General features: G+C 66.3%; 19 protein-coding genes. 7 read left to right on the forward strand and 12 right to left on the reverse strand.

Translation table 11 applies throughout. The features are described 5' to 3' along the window. Positions 1-51 precede the first annotated feature (51 nt). Positions 52-642 carry a TetR/AcrR family transcriptional regulator gene (locus AWC12_RS05375; RefSeq protein WP_085172820.1) on the forward strand — a complete coding sequence of 197 codons (591 nt, stop codon included), beginning with the start codon at positions 52-54 and terminating at the stop codon, positions 640-642. Positions 643-645: 3 nt separating this feature from the next. Here the strand turns inward: AWC12_RS05375 and AWC12_RS05380 are convergent, their stop codons facing one another. Together AWC12_RS05380 and guaB are read right to left on the reverse strand one after the other, a co-directional pair. Next, positions 646-1782, reverse strand: coding sequence for a GuaB3 family IMP dehydrogenase-related protein (locus tag AWC12_RS05380; protein WP_024446309.1), 1137 nt, complete (start codon positions 1780-1782; stop codon positions 646-648). A 31-nt stretch (positions 1783-1813) separates the two neighbouring features. Then, complete coding sequence (gene guaB, locus AWC12_RS05385) at positions 1814-3367, reverse strand: IMP dehydrogenase (RefSeq protein WP_024446308.1); 1554 nt, start codon at positions 3365-3367, stop codon at positions 1814-1816. A 124-nt stretch (positions 3368-3491) separates the two neighbouring features. Here guaB and AWC12_RS05390 point away from each other — a divergent pair, with 124 nt between their 5' ends. Continuing rightward, positions 3492-3896, forward strand: coding sequence for a DUF5319 domain-containing protein (locus AWC12_RS05390; RefSeq protein WP_014814404.1), 405 nt, complete (start codon positions 3492-3494; stop codon positions 3894-3896). Positions 3897-3918: 22 nt separating this feature from the next. Here AWC12_RS05390 and AWC12_RS05395 read toward each other — a convergent pair whose 3' ends face one another. From AWC12_RS05395 to AWC12_RS05405, 3 genes are all read right to left on the reverse strand, one after another. Then, positions 3919-5103 carry an anti-sigma-D factor RsdA gene (locus AWC12_RS05395; protein ID WP_085172822.1) on the reverse strand — a complete coding sequence of 395 codons (1185 nt, stop codon included), beginning with the start codon at positions 5101-5103 and terminating at the stop codon, positions 3919-3921. Further along, positions 5096-5680 (reverse strand): sigma-70 family RNA polymerase sigma factor, encoded by a 585-nt coding sequence (locus tag AWC12_RS05400; protein ID WP_024446306.1) that lies wholly within the window; start codon positions 5678-5680, stop codon positions 5096-5098. The genes AWC12_RS05395 and AWC12_RS05400 overlap by 8 nt, the downstream gene beginning before the upstream one ends. A 133-nt stretch (positions 5681-5813) precedes the next feature. Then, the gene (locus tag AWC12_RS05405) at positions 5814-6641 is read right to left on the reverse strand and encodes a hypothetical protein (protein ID WP_085172824.1); all 828 of its coding nucleotides are present in this window, start codon (positions 6639-6641) and stop codon (positions 5814-5816) included. Positions 6642-7032: 391 nt separating this feature from the next. Between AWC12_RS05405 and AWC12_RS05410 the strand changes: the two genes are divergently transcribed. Then, the gene (locus tag AWC12_RS05410) at positions 7033-7323 is read left to right on the forward strand and encodes a WhiB family transcriptional regulator (RefSeq protein WP_024446304.1); all 291 of its coding nucleotides are present in this window, start codon (positions 7033-7035) and stop codon (positions 7321-7323) included. Between the two features lie 11 nt (positions 7324-7334). On the opposite strand, the gene AWC12_RS05415 is transcribed toward AWC12_RS05410, so the two are convergent. Next, positions 7335-8264 carry a DUF4349 domain-containing protein gene (locus AWC12_RS05415; RefSeq protein WP_024446303.1) on the reverse strand — a complete coding sequence of 310 codons (930 nt, stop codon included), beginning with the start codon at positions 8262-8264 and terminating at the stop codon, positions 7335-7337. Between the two features lie 228 nt (positions 8265-8492). Between AWC12_RS05415 and AWC12_RS05420 the strand changes: the two genes are divergently transcribed. The 3 genes from AWC12_RS05420 (at position 8493) to AWC12_RS05430 (ending at position 10407) form a co-directional block, all read left to right on the forward strand. Continuing rightward, positions 8493-9323: a nitrile hydratase subunit beta gene (locus tag AWC12_RS05420; protein ID WP_085173109.1), complete on the forward strand. Its 831-nt coding sequence runs from the start codon at positions 8493-8495 to the stop codon at positions 9321-9323. A gap of 89 nt (positions 9324-9412) precedes the next feature. Next, positions 9413-10066 carry a thiocyanate hydrolase subunit gamma gene (gene scnC, locus AWC12_RS05425; RefSeq protein WP_110808576.1) on the forward strand — a complete coding sequence of 218 codons (654 nt, stop codon included), beginning with the start codon at positions 9413-9415 and terminating at the stop codon, positions 10064-10066. Between the two features lie 59 nt (positions 10067-10125). Continuing rightward, positions 10126-10407: a thiocyanate hydrolase gene (locus AWC12_RS05430; RefSeq protein WP_234813855.1), complete on the forward strand. Its 282-nt coding sequence runs from the start codon at positions 10126-10128 to the stop codon at positions 10405-10407. Here AWC12_RS05430 and AWC12_RS05435 read toward each other — a convergent pair. Together AWC12_RS05435 and AWC12_RS05440 are read right to left on the reverse strand one after the other, a co-directional pair. Beyond that, on the reverse strand, positions 10375-11445 hold the full coding sequence (locus tag AWC12_RS05435) for a 3-deoxy-7-phosphoheptulonate synthase (RefSeq protein WP_085172830.1): 1071 nt from the start codon (positions 11443-11445) through the stop codon (positions 10375-10377). The genes AWC12_RS05430 and AWC12_RS05435 overlap by 33 nt on opposite strands. A 225-nt stretch (positions 11446-11670) precedes the next feature. Then, positions 11671-12024 (reverse strand): Rv1352/Rv1906c domain-containing protein, encoded by a 354-nt coding sequence (locus AWC12_RS05440; RefSeq protein WP_085172832.1) that lies wholly within the window; start codon positions 12022-12024, stop codon positions 11671-11673. A 99-nt stretch (positions 12025-12123) separates the two neighbouring features. Between AWC12_RS05440 and AWC12_RS05445 the strand changes: the two genes are divergently transcribed. Continuing rightward, complete coding sequence (locus tag AWC12_RS05445) at positions 12124-12576, forward strand: hypothetical protein (protein ID WP_234813834.1); 453 nt, start codon at positions 12124-12126, stop codon at positions 12574-12576. A 36-nt stretch (positions 12577-12612) separates the two neighbouring features. Here AWC12_RS05445 and AWC12_RS05450 read toward each other — a convergent pair whose 3' ends face one another. The 4 genes from AWC12_RS05450 to groES all read right to left on the reverse strand — a co-directional run bounded on the left by AWC12_RS05450 (position 12613) and on the right by groES (position 15591). Further along, positions 12613-13011, reverse strand: coding sequence for a hypothetical protein (locus tag AWC12_RS05450; RefSeq protein WP_234813835.1), 399 nt, complete (start codon positions 13009-13011; stop codon positions 12613-12615). Between the two features lie 34 nt (positions 13012-13045). Further along, positions 13046-13444: a cupin domain-containing protein gene (locus tag AWC12_RS05455; RefSeq protein ID WP_085172838.1), complete on the reverse strand. Its 399-nt coding sequence runs from the start codon at positions 13442-13444 to the stop codon at positions 13046-13048. Between the two features lie 124 nt (positions 13445-13568). Continuing rightward, entirely contained in the window at positions 13569-15200 is a 1632-nt protein-coding gene (gene groL, locus AWC12_RS05460; protein WP_024446295.1) for a chaperonin GroEL, read from the reverse strand. 88 nt (positions 15201-15288) lie between these two features. Further along, positions 15289-15591: a co-chaperone GroES gene (gene groES, locus AWC12_RS05465; RefSeq protein ID WP_003929249.1), complete on the reverse strand. Its 303-nt coding sequence runs from the start codon at positions 15589-15591 to the stop codon at positions 15289-15291. Positions 15592-15815 lie beyond the last annotated feature (224 nt).

A 15815-nucleotide genomic window follows, 5' to 3' on the forward strand; every position in this document is an offset into this window, starting at 1 on the left:
AGGGAGGTGACCCTAAGTTCGGTAGTTTCGTCAGCGTCTACTGTTCGGGGCGTGGCCGACGGCATCACAGCGCGCGAGGCGAAGCGCCTGCAGACCCGGGAGCGGTTGCTGGGTGCGGCGATCGCGGAGTTCAAGCGCGCCGGCATGGCCGAGGCAGATGTGGGCGCGATCGTGGGAGCCGCAGGCGTCGCGCACGGCACCTTCTTCTTCCACTTCCCGACCAAGGAACACGTTCTGCTCGAGTTGGAACGCCGTGAAGAGGGCCGCATGGCCAAGCGCTTCGCCACCTATGCCAAGACGCACCCCGACCTGCCGTCACAGCTGCGTGAGGCGGCCGACCTGGTGTTGAGCCTGGAACGCCGACTCGGCGCCCTTCTATTCAAAGACTTTCTCGCACTGCACTTTTCACCGACCCGGCCACTGGCCGAAGATGGCGACGACCACCCCCTGGTCGTCCTGGTCGCCGAACAGATAGCGAAAGCGCGCGATGATGGCAAGACCGCCGAGGACGTGACGCCGATGAACAGCGCCATCTACTTCCTACTCGGCCTCTACGCGCTGCTGATCACCACCGGCGAGTCCAGAGACCGCGCCGCGATGGTCGACGACTATCTGACCCGCACGCTGCGCAGCATGCAGTGAGCGTCAGCTTCCTACGGTGAGCCCGACCTTCTGGAACTCCTTGAGGTCGCAGTAGCCCGCCTTGGCCATCGACCGGGCCAGGCCGCCCACGAGGTTCAGTGAGCCGAACGGATCGTCCGACGGACCGTCGAGCACCTGCGCCAGCGAGGGCCGATCTTCGTCGGCCACCTGAAGAAGGGCGCCGCGGGGCAGCGACGGGTGCGCCGCCGCGGCGGGCCAGAACCAACCTCCGCCAAGCGCTTCGGCCGAGATGGCCAGCGGCGTTCCGAGCACCACCGCGTCGGCACCGCAGGCGATCGCCTTGGCCAGGTCTCCCGAGGTGTGGATGTCGCCGTCGGCGAGCACGTGGACGTACCGACCGCCGGTCTCGTCGAGGTACTCGCGACGCGCCGCGGCCGCATCGGCGATCGCGGTGGCCATCGGCACGCTGATGCCGAGCACCTCGTCCGACGTCGTCACCCCCGAAGTGGAGCCGTACCCGACGATCACGCCGGCGGCACCGGTCCGCATGAGATGCAGCGCGGTGCGGTGGTCGAGCACGCCGCCCGCGACGACGGGCACGTCGAGCTCGGAGATAAAGGTCTTGAGATTGAGCGGCTCGTGATCCTTGGCGACCCGCTCGGCTGAGATGATGGTGCCCTGGATGACGAGCAAGTCGATACCCGCGGCCACCAGGGTCGGCGTCAGCGCCTGCGCGTTCTGCGGGCTGACACGCACGGCCGTCGTGACCCCGGCCTCCCGGATACGCGCGACGGCCGACCCTAACAGGTCGGGATCCAAAGGCGCGGAATGCAATTGCTGCAGAAGCCGGGTGGCCGCAGAGGGGTCGGGATCCTTCTCGGCGACCGAGATCACCTCGGCGATCTTGTCGGCGACATCGGCGTGCCGTCCGATCAGCCCCTCGCCGTTGAGCACACCGAGCCCACCGAGACGGCCGAGCTCGATCGCGAACTCCACAGACACCAAGGCATCGGTCGGGTGCGCCAACACCGGGATCTCGAATCGGTAGGCATCGAGCTGCCACGCGGTCGAGACGTCCTTCGACGACCGTGTGCGCCGCGACGGCACGATGTTGATGTCACTGAGTTCGTAGGTGCGACGGGCGGTCCGGCCCATGCCGATTTCCACCATGTCTCGCATGTTCACTCCCCTGTTAGGCCCCCAGCAGACCCTAGCGGGTGGTGTAGTTGGGGGCCTCGACGGTCATCGTGATGTCGTGAGGGTGGCTCTCCTTGAGGCCGGCCGCCGTGATCTGGACGAACTGCGCCTGCTGGAGCGCCTCGATGGTGGGCGAACCGGTGTACCCCATCGCGGCCCGCAACCCGCCGGTGAGCTGATGGATGACGGTCGAGAGCGGACCGCGGAACGGCACCCGGCCCTCGATGCCCTCGGGCACCAGCTTGTCCTCGGAGAGCACGTCGTCCTGGAAGTAGCGGTCCTTGGAATAGCTGCCGCGCAGATTGCCCGTCGCACCCCGGCCCTGCATGGCCCCCAGCGAGCCCATGCCCCGGTAGCTCTTGAACTGCTTACCGTTGACGAAGATCAGGTCACCCGGCGATTCGGCGGTGCCCGCGAGCAGCGAACCCAGCATGGCCGTCGACGCGCCCGCGGCCAACGCCTTGGCGATGTCACCGGAGTACTGCAGGCCGCCGTCTGCGATCACCGGGACGCCGTGCGGCGCGCAGGCGGCCACGGCTTCCAGGATTGCAGTGATCTGAGGCGCGCCCACGCCGGCGACCACGCGCGTCGTGCAGATCGAACCGGGTCCGACGCCGACCTTCACCGCGTCCGCACCCGCATCGACCAGCGCGGCGGCCGCGGCGCGCGTCGCGACATTGCCGCCAACGACGTCGACGCGCTCGCCCACGGCCATCTTCAGTCGATGCACCATGTCGAGCACGCCACGGTTGTGGGCATGGGCGGTGTCGACGATCAGCACGTCGGCCCCCGCGTCGGCCAGCGTCATCGCCCGCGTCCACGCGTCCTCGCCGACACCGACGGCGGCTCCGACCAGCAGGCGGCCGTCGCTGTCCTTGGTGGCCAGCGGGAACTGTTCGGTCTTGACGAAGTCTTTGACGGTGATGAGCCCGGTGAGCTTCCCGTGGCCGTCGACGATCGGGAGCTTCTCGATCTTGTTGCGGCGCAACAGTCCCAGCGCCGCTTCGGCCGACACACCTTCCTGGGCGGTGATCAGCGGAGCCTTGGTCATCACCTCGGAGACCGGCTTGGACTGGTCGACCTCGAACCGCATGTCGCGGTTGGTGATGATCCCGACAAGAGAACCCATCTCGTCGACGACGGGTAGACCCGAGATGCGGAACCTCGCGCACATGGCGTCGACCTCGGCGAGGGTGTTGTCGGGCGAGCACGTCACCGGATCGGTGACCATGCCGGCCTCCGATCGCTTCACGGTCTCGACCTGTCCCGCCTGTTCGGCTACCGGCAGGTTGCGGTGCAGTACGCCCATGCCGCCCGCGCGGGCCATCGCAATCGCCATCCGCGACTCGGTGACGGTATCCATCGCCGAGCTGACGAGCGGCACCTTCAGCCGGATTCTGCGCGTGAGCTGACTGGACGTATCCGCTGTGGCCGGAATCACATCCGATGCGGCGGGCAGCAGCAGGACGTCGTCGAACGTGAGCCCCAGCATCGCGACTTTGGTGGGGTCGTCGCCGCCGGTAGGGACCGGAACGGCGATGGGGATGCTGGTTTCGGTGATCGACATATATGTAGCCTCCCGGGACGCCTGAAAGGAACATCTTATCGGCTCAGAGCTTGTGCTTTATGTTCCCCGCGACGTGCCGCGCGACCGCTGGCGGGATACCTGGGCGGTTGCGTAGTCTGGGGGCGTGCGAGACCACCTGCCACCAGGATTGCCGCCTGACCCGTTCGCCGACGACCCGAGCGATCCGTCGGCGGCGCTCGATGCCCTGGAGCCGGGGCAGCCGCTGGACCCGCAGGAACGCACCGCTGTCGAAGCCGATCTGGCAGACCTCGCCGTCTACGAAGCATTGTTGGCGCACAAGGGAATTCGCGGCCTCGTGGTCTGCTGCGACGAGTGCCAGCAAGACCACTATCACGACTGGGACATGCTGCGCGCCAACCTGCTGCAGCTGCTGGTGGACGGAACGGTCCGCCCGCACGAGCCCGCCTACGATCCCGAACCCGACTCCTACGTCACGTGGGACTACTGCCGCGGCTACGCCGACGCCTCACTGAACGAGGCGACGTCGGAGTCCGACGGTTATCGCTGACAGCGCAATTTCGCCCGGCTGATCAGTTCGGCTGATCCGGTACTTGCAGCGCGGGCGCAGGCAATTCAGGCACTGCGGGTAGCGCAGGAACAGGCAACAGCACCACCGGCGTCGTCGTCGTCGGAAGCGTCAGCGTGGGTTGCGGCTCCTCCTGCTCGACGGTCGGCTGCGGCGTCGTCCTGGGTGCCTGCGTCGTCGGTGACGGCGCAGCCGCCGAGGTCGAGGTCGGTAGCGGCGCGCGCGTGGTCGTCGTCGACTGGACCACCACGGTCGTCGACGTCGGCGACGGCACGCTGGACGTCGTGGTCGACCGCGGAACGGTCGTCGGTGACGTGGTCGACGCGCGTGGCGGCGTCGTCGACGTCGGTGACGGGACCGTTGACGACGGGGTCGTCGCCGGCGCCGAGCTCGACGGGGACGTCGCGCCGGTGGTCTCCGACGACGGGGACGTCACGCTGGTGGTCTCCGATGAGGACGACGGGGTCGTCGAGGCACTGGTGTCCGACGGCGGGGTCTCACTGCTGGACGGCAGTGTCACCGTGCCGGGATCGAGCAGCTCGGTGGGGATGTCCGGGAACGTGGGCAGCGGAGCACCCGGCGGCACAGTGGCCACGGGGTCCTGGGCCTCGACCTTGACGGTCAGCTCCTGCCATTGGGCAATCAGTTCCTGCTTCTGCTCGACATCGCCCACGGTCGCGACCGTCGTGGTGACGGCCTGCAGTCTCTCCTGCGCACCCTGCCAGTCGCCCTGCTCGATGAGCTGCTGCACCTGCTGCATCTCGGTCTGGGCGGCCAGGATCACGGCGTCGTCGCGGGTTTGCGCCTGCTCACCGAACAGTGCCGTGCGCAGCCCGTAGAGCGCATCTCCGGGTCCGGACCCCGCGATCACGGCGCCGAAACCACCGATGGCAAGCATCGCCGCGGCCGCAGAACCGACGATTGCCAGCGAGAAGCGTCGTTTGGGGGCGGGGCGGGTCACCCGGTCAAGAGCGGCCGCCGCGTCCTGCTGGGTCAGCACGTGACCCATCGGGGTCTCGCGCACGTCGTCGCGCCAGCCGGCGAGCAACTGCGCCAGCTCAGCCTCTTCCCGGTCCGTCACATACGGCTGCTGCTGCGCAGCGAGAGCGTCCAGGAACTGATCGGTGCGGTTGATCTCGTTCAGCGAAGGATCACCGCCGTTGGTATTCCATCGTCCGAAATCAGGCATAGTCACGCCCCTGCCCCGCCGACGTGATCTCCGCCTTCAGCCGCGACAGCGCGCGGTGCTGCGCCACGCGCACCGCCCCCGCGGTGCTTCCGACGGCCTCCGCGGTTTCCTCTGCGCTCATACCGACGACGACACGCAGGATGATGATCTCGCGCTGCTTCTCAGGCAGAACCTGCAGCAGCGCGGCCATTCGCGCCGACGATTCCGAATCGATCGCCATCTGCTCGGGGCCGGCCTCGCCGGAGAAACGCTCCGGCACCACATCCATCGGATCGGCCCGGTTGCGACCAGCTGCCCGGTGCGCGTCAGCAACCTTGTGCGCTGCAATCCCGTACACGAAGGCCAGGAATGGTCGTCCCTGATCCTTGTAACGCGGCAGCGCCGTGATGGCGGCCAAGCACACCTCCTGAGCTACGTCATCAGCTGAGAGACCACTGCGTTCCGCAGTGCCCACCCTTGCCCGGCAGTACCTGACAACGAGGGGGCGGATGATCTCCAGCACCTCCCGGAGTGCGTTCCGATCGCCGACCACCGCTTCAGCAACGACAGCATCGAGACGTTCTCCCGAAATTGTCATCGTGAACAGGCTCTCCAGCGTTACGTCGGGACCCACATCCCGGAGGGGTGGTGGCAGCTTCAGTCGGTACCGGGTCGGTATGAATTTGGTGTGGCTCAGCTAAACAATAACGACCAAGAGGGGCACAACCCGGTTACCGCGGGCGCCACACGCCGCCCCATCTGATCACCTTCTCGGCGGACTCATCTCGCAGAGCCTGATATCGCGATGCTGAACGCGCGTCGTCGGCGATGTCGGCGAGCAGACTGGCGACCGCCCATTGCAGCGGCACGAGGCCCGATCCGAGGGCCTGATCGAGCGCCTCTCGGCCCTCTCTACGGGCGGACGGGAAGTCGCCGGCACTACACAGCGCTGCCGCCAGGACCACCCGCGACTTGACCGCATGCCGCACCGACCCGAAATCCGACGACAGCCACACTCCCCTTTCCGCGGGGGCGACAGCGGCCGCGCCGTCGCCGCGGAACATCGCAAGTTCGGCCGATACCCAGGCCAGTCGGATGGGCAGCCGATCGGATCCGGAGTCTGCGACCCGTGGGGTGGCGAGTTCCAGCGCGCGCGCCGATGCCGCGAAGCGTCCGACCCCGAGCGCATCGGCCGCCAGGCCGATCATCGCGTCGGCCCACGCCTCGTCGGTGTGCGCGAGCGCGGCCGCCCGCCCGTCCCATCCGCGGGCGACGTGGTGCCAGCCGAGTTGACGAAGAAAGGAGGCCCTGGTGCTCGAGGCCAGGGAGGCCAGGGAGGCCAGGGAGGCCAGGGAGGCCCGAGCATCGGACCCCCCCAAGCGGCGGAGCCGATCCAAATCCGCGAGTGCGCTGGCGTAGCGCCCTTGCCCGCCGGCGATGACGGCGCGCAACCAGAGTTCATGGGCGGTATCGGCCGGTGGAAGGGGCCACGCGTCGGGATTGCTCCCGAACGCCGCGCGCTCCAACACGTTTGCGGTATTCGCACACGATGTGCTCATCGGACCGCGACCGTATCAACTGCGATCTGTTTTGAAAATCACGTTAGTTAACAGTTGATGGACCATTCGTTACAACGAGATCAACTGGCGACCGGACAAAGTTCAGAGATTGTCAGTTCGGGAAAATCGTGCAATGCCGAAACCACGGCATTTCCCGAGAACGATTGCAGCCACGTAGCACCAGATCCGTTGGCAAAACATTTCTTCGATGAACGTGATGTAAATTTTCTGCCTGCTCATATGTGGTTCAGCACACCGGACGGCTATTGACGAGAATTCGGAAGCCCTTCTACGTTGTGTGCACGAGTGGTCATCGGCGACTGTGCTCGGATTTGTTCCACGACTCACGCATCGATTGCGACGCGTATCGGGTCTGAGGGAGGGGTTTCCATTGCCACAGCCGCAACAGCTTCCGGGACCGAATGCTGACATCTGGGATTGGCAGATGCAGGGTGTTTGCCGGGGCGTAGATTCGTCGATGTTTTTCCACCCTGACGGTGAACGTGGCCGCGCCCGTGCGCAGCGCGAGATGCGAGCCAAGGAAATGTGCCGCCGCTGCCCGGTGATCACCCAATGCCGTACGCATGCGCTGGCAGTCGGCGAGCCGTACGGAATCTGGGGCGGACTGAGCGAGTCGGAGCGCGAGCTTCTCCTCAAGCGCGGGATCCGCCGCACCGCCTGATCGCCGACAGTTCACGTATCGCTCGTGGCGTCGGCCTCGACGTCCGCGTTCTCGCTCGGAGCGGCCGGGGCTGTCCGCCGCTGCGCCCACCGGACCGCGGCGTAGGCGGCCACGCCGAGGACTGTCAGCAGGCCAAGCCACGGCAGCATCAGTCCCAGCAGCAATACCGCAGCTGTGGCCACCGCGACCAGCGCGTCCCAACCCCGCTCGATCTGGCCGATGAACCCCTCGTATTTCTTCGGCGCAGGCCCGCCGACGGTCTCGGCGTAGAAGCTGACGTCGATGGTGCTGTAAGCGACCTGGTCGCCGAGTTCCTCGCGCTGCGCCCGCAGGCTGTCGAGCTCGGCCTGCCGCTGCGACAGCGCGTTCTCGGCGGCGATCAGCGCTTCGGGATCCCTGGCATCGCCCATGATCGCCAGCAGCCGGTCGACGGATGTCTGTAGGGCTTTGATCCGGGCATCGAGATCCACCCGCGCAGCCGTGACGTCCTCGGCGGTGGTTGACGCCGTCTCTACGGTGCCGAGCGTCTTGAGCTCCCGCACCACCTCGTCGAGTGTGGCCGCGGGCACTCGCAGCACGACCGACGTGACCGCGCGTCCGCTGCCCGATCCGGCGTCCTCGGTGCGGCTGTCGACCCGGCCGTCGGCTCTCTCCACCATGACGGCGGCCTCGTCGGCCGCTTTGGACGGATCCGGCACGGTCATCGTCACCGACGCCGTCCTGACGACGTCCCGTTTCTCCTCGGGCGGCGCCTGGGGCGGCCCGAATTCCGGCGCCGTTCCGGTCGCCGAATCCGCAACGGCCCCTGCGTTATTGGAGGGCATCACGGGGGCGGCCGGCGCCTCGTTGCGTGGCCCATCCGCTCCGGCGCAGCCGGTCACGATTCCCAGCGCCGCAACACCGGCTACCGCCAACGCCATCGGACGAGATACCTGGTTCATGATCAAAATGTACGCAACGGCGACCGGGCACAGTTGCGAACAGGATTGTCCGTTTGCTGACAACGTCAATAACACTGGGTGTCGTCGACACTGAATCTGCGGCAATTCGTTGATGACCACCACATTCTGGTGTTAATCTGACGTTCTCCCGGAAAGTGCGTGATGCCCGAGGGCGCGTCAGAAACGTTGCTGCACACATGGTTTCACGCCGCATCCAAAAGGACCGTCATGAGCACAGCAGCCGAGCGGGCAGCTCAGCTCGACCTGGTGGCACGACTGAAGTCCGCCTATCCCGAACTTCCCGACGCTCCCACTCCGGACCTGCTCGACCATGCCCGGATCAAGGCGTACCTGAAACCCGTTCACGACGTCGGCGGCGAACCTGATGCTCCGATGAAGTACGAGAACAAGCAGTACGAGGCGTGGGAAGAGCTGACGTACGTCATCTGCGAGGTGCTGGCGTGGCGCGGCATCTGGCTCTCGGAGGAACGGCGCCGAATCGGCAATGTCGACGTCGGCCGGGCCGAATACCTCGGGCTGCCCTACTACGGTCGCTGGCTGCTGGCCGTCGCTCGGGTTCTGGTCGAGAAGCACCTCATCGCGCTGGGCGAGCTCAGCGAACGCATGGCCGAGGTCCAGGAGCGCTACGCCGGCGGCTTGAACGGCAAAAAGCCTGAAGCGCAACCGAAATCGGAGGGCGACGGGTCCGGGGTCCCGCGCAACGCCCACCACAAGCACGCCGTCGGCAAAGGTGATCCGCAGGTCTATGCCGGGCAGGCCGGAGAACCGAAGTTCCGCGTCGGCGACACGGTGACCGTGCGAGATCTTCCCGTCGTCTTCTACACCCGCACCCCCGAATACGTGCGCGGCGCGACGGGCACGATCGCCACCGTCGCCTACGAGAGCCCTGCGGCGGAGGACGAGACCTGGGATCGCCCCGACGCCAAGCCGGAATGGTTCTACGTCGTCGAGTTCAACATGTCCGAGCTCTGGCACGGCTACACCGGCACAGCCAACGACACATTGCGCACCGAACTGCCGGAGCGCTGGCTGAGATGAGCGCTTGCGCGAAGAGCCGACAACTCGAATCCTGAGGAGGTCCCGTGTCACACGACCACGACCACGACCACGACCGGACGGTCAAGCCGATGGTTGACGAGATCACCGATTTCGAAGTCCTGGAGATCGCGCTGCGGGAACTCTGCATCGAGAAGGGCATATTCACCGCCGAGGACCATCGCCACTTCACCGAGTTCGCCGAACAGATCGGCCCCACCCCTGCGGCCACCCTCGTGGCCAAGGCGTGGCTGGATCCGGAGTTCAAAGCGCTGGCACTGGCAGAGCCGATGACCGCCAGCAAGGAGGTCGGTGTCGACTGGATGGAGCCCACCGGCTTCGGCACGCCCAGCGATTTCACCGCATTCGAGATCCTTGCGGACACCCCGACGCTGCACCACGTGATCGTCTGCGCGCTCTGCTCCTGCTACCCCCGCCCCATTCTCGGCAATTCGCCCGAGTGGTACCGCACGCCGAATTATCGTCGCCGGCTCGTCCGCTGGCCCCGGCAGGTGCTGGCCGAGTTCGGGCTTTACCTGCCCGACGACGTCGAGGTCCGTGTGCAGGACTCCAACCAGAAGCACCGGTTCATGGTGATGCCGATGCGTCCGGACGGCACCGACGGCTGGACCGAGGCGCAGCTGGCCGAGATCGTCACGCGCGACTGCCTCATCGGCGTCGCGCTGCCCAAGGCGGGCGTGACCACCAACGTCATTGTCGACACCCGGCCGGCGGTGCACCCGTGACGCCGCGCCGAATCCCTGTTCTGGACGAGATCGTCGAGCGGGATCAGGTGTGGAGCCGAATGGCCGCCAAGTACGGCGTCGAGAACCCGACTCCGCCGTGGAAGACCAGCCTGGATGGGCTCTGCGACGCTTTGGACCGTGCCGCCTGCGATGCCGACGTGCCGGATTTCCAGCAGCGCCGCGACGAGGAGGACGAGCTGTCGGCCACGGTGTATGCCGAATTGCCTTACCCCGAAAGCCAACTCGTGGCGCTGGCGCACTCGCTGCTGGCGCGCGGGGTGATCGACGAGGCGACGCTGCAGGAACGGTTACAGAGCGTGCGGGCCCGCCTGGAGGCTTAGCTCCCGCAGCACCAGATCCGTTGCGCCCCAGTCCATGCACTTGTCGGTGACCGATTGGCCGTAGACCAGCGGACGGGCTTCGGGCGCCTGCGCTCCGGCGACCAGGAAGCTCTCCAGCATCACGCCGCTGACCGGCAGTCCGTCGCGCACCAGTTTCGCGACGTCCAGCGCGACCTGCGCCTGACGGATGTGGTCCTTGCCCGAATTGGCGTGGCTGCAGTCGATGACGACGCGACCGGGGAGGCCGGCCTTGGTCAACTTCGCGGCCGCCGTGGTGACCGAATCGGCGTCGCAGTTGGGTCCGTCGGTGCCGCCGCGCAGGATGACGTGGCAGTCCTCGTTGCCGGTGGTGCTCACGAGAGCGCCGCGGCCGAGGTCGTTCATGCCGAAGAAAACATGCGGCGCGGCAGCCGCTTTGACGCCGTCGACGGCCACCTGGATGTTGCCGTCGGTGCCGTTCTTGAATCCGACCGGCATCGACAGACCCGACGCCAGCTGACGGTGCACCTGAGACTCAGTGGTGCGGGCGCCGATCGCGCCCCACGCCACCGCATCGGCGATGTACTGCGGGCTGGTGGGTTCCAGGAACTCGCACCCGACGGGCAGGCCGATGTCGATGATGTCGAGCAGCAGCTGGCGGGCGACGCGGAGGCCGCGGGCGACGTCGAACGTACCGTCCATGCCCGGGTCGTTGATGAGCCCCTTCCAGCCGATGGTGGTGCGAGGCTTCTCGAAGTACACCCGCATGACGACCTTCAGCCGGTCGCTGAGCTCGTCGGCGACCTTGACGAGGCGGCTGGCGTAGTCCAGCGCCGCCGCGGGATCGTGCACCGAGCACGGTCCGACGACGACCAGGAGCCGGTCATCGCGACCGGCGAGGATGTCGGCGATCTCGTCACGGTCGCGGGCCACCCGCTCCGAGCGACGCGCCCCGAGCGGGAACTCGGATAGGACGGCATGCGGGCTGGGGATGTCGCTGAAGCTGCGGATACGCCGGTCGGACGTCGTTTCCGGGGTGGCGATCTGCGCCATGTTCACGAGGGTGCCTTTCTGGTTCGGGCACCTGCCTGTGGATCCGGTGCCCCTTGAATGACGAAAGGCAGCGACCTGATGGTCACTGCCTGGGCTCCGGGTGGATGCGTTGCTTAGCGCTGCGCTTTATCGGCTCCGCCCGGAGCCTCGATAAAGCGCCAATAGCCGGCGCACACGCGGATGTTCACGCGGTCGAGGGTATACCGGGGTGCGCGGTCGCACCAAACCGGGTCAGGTGACCCGGATCCACGGCTGACAGTTGCGCGATTCGAACGCCTTCACCGTCTCGTTGATGGTCGTGTACATCGGCCCGATCGACATGTTGGTGGCGACGACGTTGTTCTTGCTCGCATCCGGCGTGCTGTAGGTGAACCACAGGCACATCGAATCCTGGGTGGGAACGTCGTTGATCCAGACGCCGAACACCGAGCCCGACCCCCCGGTCCGGTAGAGGCCCGGCTCGATGTCGCGACCCACGACGAAGAAGCCATTGCCGGGAATGGGGTTGAGCGGCTGGGCAGCGGCCGGTGAGGCGCACGCGATCGCGGCTCCCGAAGCCACGATGCCGGTGATCACGCGACGCATGAGGCAGCGTAACTCTTGGGAGATGAGTGCCGATTACCTTTTGTGAGGTCATATCGCCCGCTTATCGCGACCCTGGCTGCGCCGGCCGTCCTGAGCCTCGTGCCCGGCGTCCTGAGCACAGCGCCGGCCCACGCCGCGCCGCTGCCCGACGTCTGCGTGCCTGCCGTCGTTGTCGACGGCGTGTGCACGACGCGCCTGGTATCGGTGACCGCCGACGTTGTCAACGGAACGATCACCGGGACTCCGATAGGAGGCGGCGCGGCCATCTCCCTCGCCGGACAGGCGGACGCGTACCTGAAATCGGAAGGCTTCGGAACCACGCCGCCCGAGGCCATTAAGAACTGGGACACCTCCATCGACCAGACCGCCGGCCTTTCGACCGATCCCTCCGATCCCAATTGGTACGGCAATGCGAAGGCCAAAGTCTTCCTGTCCCGGACGCTGAATGGCCTGGCCACCCAGTTCCCTCCGGAGAGCCTGGTGGTCCGCTTCACGTCAGACGAGCCGCAACCCAATGTGTTTGGTCTTGTCTCGATTCAGCCGGTGGCCTGACACGAATCCGGCTCGGCGCACTGAGGCCGATCGGCTTTACGCCAGAGCGGACAGCGAACGGGCATAGTTCACCGACTGGTGAACGTGCATGAGGGTTTGTGGGCCCCGCACCGGCACCAGGGTCTGGTGGTAGAACCCGCTGCCCTGCACGGTGACCTGAATGTAGCCGGTGAGTTTGCGGTCCTTCATGAGTAAGAAAAGCAGGCCCAGCAGGCAGAACCAGACGAATATGATGCACAGGACAACGCCCGCCGTTGAGATGCTTTCGTTCCACTGCGACATGTCGGTCACGGTCCACACCGAGCCGCGGATAGGGTGCGGTCCGGTCGGCGTCATGACCCAGTGCTGAGAGATGGTGATGTCACCGATCGCGGCAAGTTGCGGCTCCGGCTCGCCTGAACCGTAGATAACTGGCTCCCCCATGTTGTGATTCAAGCACGCCTACTCAAGGCGCGACGGAGGGGCAAAGTCAGGAAAAGACGTACTCGATGTCCGTGAAGGCATCGGCGGCAAGGACATAGAAGAATCGCAATGGCTGCGGACCCGTGTTCGCGATGCCGTGCTCACAGAAACCGGGAATGAAGACGTTGGAGCCTGCGTGCACCGCATGCTCGATACCGTCGAGGGTGACAACACCGCTGCCCGACAACACGAAGTAGGTTTCCGCCTGCGCGTGGCGATGGAGGGCGAGATACCCACCCTCGGCAAGTTCCGCCACTCCCGTCACGAGGTGCTCCGTATCGGTCGAGTCGGACGAGAAGACCGTGCGAAACGAGAGGCGACCACGATGGTCGTTCCAGCTCGTGATCCGACATTCGCTTTCCTGGAGCACCAGATTGCCCGGGATGTGAGCGGGGTCGTTGTCCATGTCGTCAGTACACCTCAACCGAGCGGGCGTGGCCTCACGGCGGCACCAGTTCCAACGAAAGCACCCCCGGCCCAACCGGACCGGGGGTGTTTCGTCGTGCGCCGACTAGCGGGGGCTAGCGGTGTCAGTGGTGGTGGTGACCGTGGCCATGTCCGTGGCCGTGGCCGTCGTCCTCCGGCTCAGCCGGCTTGTCGACAACCGCGGTCTCGGTGGTGAGCACCATGCGCGCCACCGATGCCGCGTTGACCACCGCGGAGCGGGTGACCTTCACCGGGTCGATGACGCCGTCGGCGATCAGATCGCCGTACTCCAGTGTCGCGGCGTTGAAACCCTGTCCCGCAGGCAGTTCCGCGACCTTGTTCACGACGACGGCGCCGTCGAGACCGGCGTTGGTGGCGATCCAGAACAGCGGCGAGGACAGGCCGGACGCGAAAACCTCCACGCCGAGCAGCTCGTCACCCTTGAGCTCCGAGCGGAGCTTGTCGAGAGCGCTGCGCGCCTGCACGAGTGCTGCGCCACCGCCGACGACGATGCCCTCTTCGACCGCAGCCTTGGCTGCAGCCACCGCATCCTCGACGGCTTCCTTGCGCTTCTTCAGGTCCGTCTCAGTGGCCGCGCCGACCTTGATGACGGCGACGCCGCCGGCCAGCTTCGCCAGCCGCTCTTCGAGCTTCTCGCGATCCCAATCGGAGTCGGAAGCCTCGATCTCGGAACGCAACTGAGCCTTACGGCCTTCGATGGCGTCCTGGGTGCCGCCACCGTCGACGATCACGGTGCTGTCCTTGTCGACGACAACGCGGCGCGCGGTGCCGAGCACCTCGAGGCCGACCTCGCGCAGGACCAGGCCCACGTCGGGGTTGACAACCTGACCACCGGTGACGATCGCGAGGTCGTCGAGGAACGCCTTGCGGCGGTCACCGAAGAACGGCGCCTTGACTGCGACAGCCTTGAGCGTCTTGCGGATCGCGTTGACCACCAGCGTCGAAAGCGCTTCGCCTTCAACATCTTCGGCCACGATCAGCAGCGGCTTGCCGGCTTCCGCGACCTTCTCCAGCAGCGGCAGCAGGTCGGGCAGCGAGCTGATCTTCTCGCGGTGCAACAGCACCAGCGCGTCTTCGAGAACGGCTTCCTGCGAGTCGAAGTCGGTGACGAAGTACGCCGACATGAAGCCCTTGTCGAAGCCGACGCCCTCGGTGACCTCGAGCTCGGTGTTCAGCGTCGAAGACTCCTCGACCGTGACGACACCGTCGGTGCCGACCTTGGTCATCGCCTCGCCGACCAGCTCGCCGACCAGCTCGTCACGCGACGACACGGTGGCGACCTGACCGATGGACTTCGCGTCCTTGACGGGGGTGGCGGCGGCCAGCAGTGCCTCCGAGACGACCTCGGCGGCCTTGGAGATGCCGGAGCCGAGCGCGATGGGGTTCGCGCCCGCAGCGACGTTGCGCAGGCCGGCCTTGACAAAGGCCTGGGCCAGCACCGTCGCGGTGGTGGTGCCGTCGCCTGCGACGTCGTTGGTCTTGGTGGCCACCGACTTGACCAGCTGGGCGCCGAGGTTCTCGAACGGATCCTCGAGATCGATGTCGCGGGCGATGGTCACGCCGTCGTTGGTGACGGTCGGTCCGCCCCAAGCCTTGGCAAGCACCACGTGGCGTCCGCGCGGCCCCAGCGTCACCTTGACCGCGTCGGCGAGCTTGTCGACGCCGACCTCCATGGCGCGACGCGCAGTTTCGTTGAATTCAATCTGCTTACTCATGAGTGTCTTTCCCTAGGGACGGGGTGGAACGCGCACCGCCCCGGACATCACCGTCGATGCGGCAAGTCCGGGGCGGAACACGATTCGTTTACTTGGAGACGACAGCCAGCACGTCGCGAGCCGACAGGATCAGGTACTCCTCGCCGTTGTACTTGATCTCGGTGCCGCCGTACTTGCTGTAGATGACCACGTCGCCCTCCGACACGTCCAGAGGAATCCGCTTCTCGCCATCCTCATCCCAGCGGCCGGGGCCAACTGCGACGACGGTGCCTTCCTGCGGCTTCTCCTTGGCGGTGTCGGGGATGACCAGACCGGAAGCGGTCGTGGTCTCGGCCTCGTTGGCCTGAACGAGGATCTTGTCCTCGAGTGGCTTGATGTTCACGCTCGCCACGATGGAGCCCCTTCACTCTATTGATTCTCGGGTGTCTGCTTACTCGGTGGCCGGTGCCTACCCTCGCGCCGTCGTCGCGGGTGCCGACACAGGGGTGAACCGACCTGCCGCCTAGCACTCTATACACGAGAGTGCTAGCACTCAAGATCAGGGGCGAACACTTCATCCCTGAGCGAACAATTCAGCGCGCAGACTTGTCGTGGTCCGATGGCATAATCGAACAC

Origin of the sequence: Mycolicibacterium iranicum, assembly GCF_002101705.1 — a bacterium.
Classification (GTDB): domain Bacteria; phylum Actinomycetota; class Actinomycetes; order Mycobacteriales; family Mycobacteriaceae; genus Mycobacterium; species Mycobacterium iranicum.

Excerpts from the sequence above, each read along its gene's own strand:
- AWC12_RS05380 (WP_024446309.1), bottom strand. The coding sequence starts at position 1,782 with ATGCGAGACATGGTGGAAATCGGCATGGGCCGGACCGCCCGTCGCACC.
- guaB (WP_024446308.1), bottom strand. The coding sequence starts at position 3,367 with ATGTCGATCACCGAAACCAGCATCCCCATCGCCGTTCCGGTCCCTACC.
- AWC12_RS05395 (WP_085172822.1), bottom strand. The coding sequence starts at position 5,103 with ATGCCTGATTTCGGACGATGGAATACCAACGGCGGTGATCCTTCGCTG.
- AWC12_RS05400 (WP_024446306.1), bottom strand. The coding sequence starts at position 5,680 with ATGACAATTTCGGGAGAACGTCTCGATGCTGTCGTTGCTGAAGCGGTG.
- AWC12_RS05405 (WP_085172824.1), bottom strand. The coding sequence starts at position 6,641 with ATGAGCACATCGTGTGCGAATACCGCAAACGTGTTGGAGCGCGCGGCG.
- AWC12_RS05415 (WP_024446303.1), bottom strand. The coding sequence starts at position 8,264 with ATGAACCAGGTATCTCGTCCGATGGCGTTGGCGGTAGCCGGTGTTGCG.
- AWC12_RS05420 (WP_085173109.1), top strand. The coding sequence starts at position 8,493 with ATGAGCACAGCAGCCGAGCGGGCAGCTCAGCTCGACCTGGTGGCACGA.
- scnC (WP_110808576.1), top strand. The coding sequence starts at position 9,413 with ATGGTTGACGAGATCACCGATTTCGAAGTCCTGGAGATCGCGCTGCGG.
- AWC12_RS05430 (WP_234813855.1), top strand. The coding sequence starts at position 10,126 with ATGGCCGCCAAGTACGGCGTCGAGAACCCGACTCCGCCGTGGAAGACC.
- AWC12_RS05440 (WP_085172832.1), bottom strand. The coding sequence starts at position 12,024 with ATGCGTCGCGTGATCACCGGCATCGTGGCTTCGGGAGCCGCGATCGCG.
- AWC12_RS05455 (WP_085172838.1), bottom strand. The coding sequence starts at position 13,444 with ATGGACAACGACCCCGCTCACATCCCGGGCAATCTGGTGCTCCAGGAA.
- groL (WP_024446295.1), bottom strand. The coding sequence starts at position 15,200 with ATGAGTAAGCAGATTGAATTCAACGAAACTGCGCGTCGCGCCATGGAG.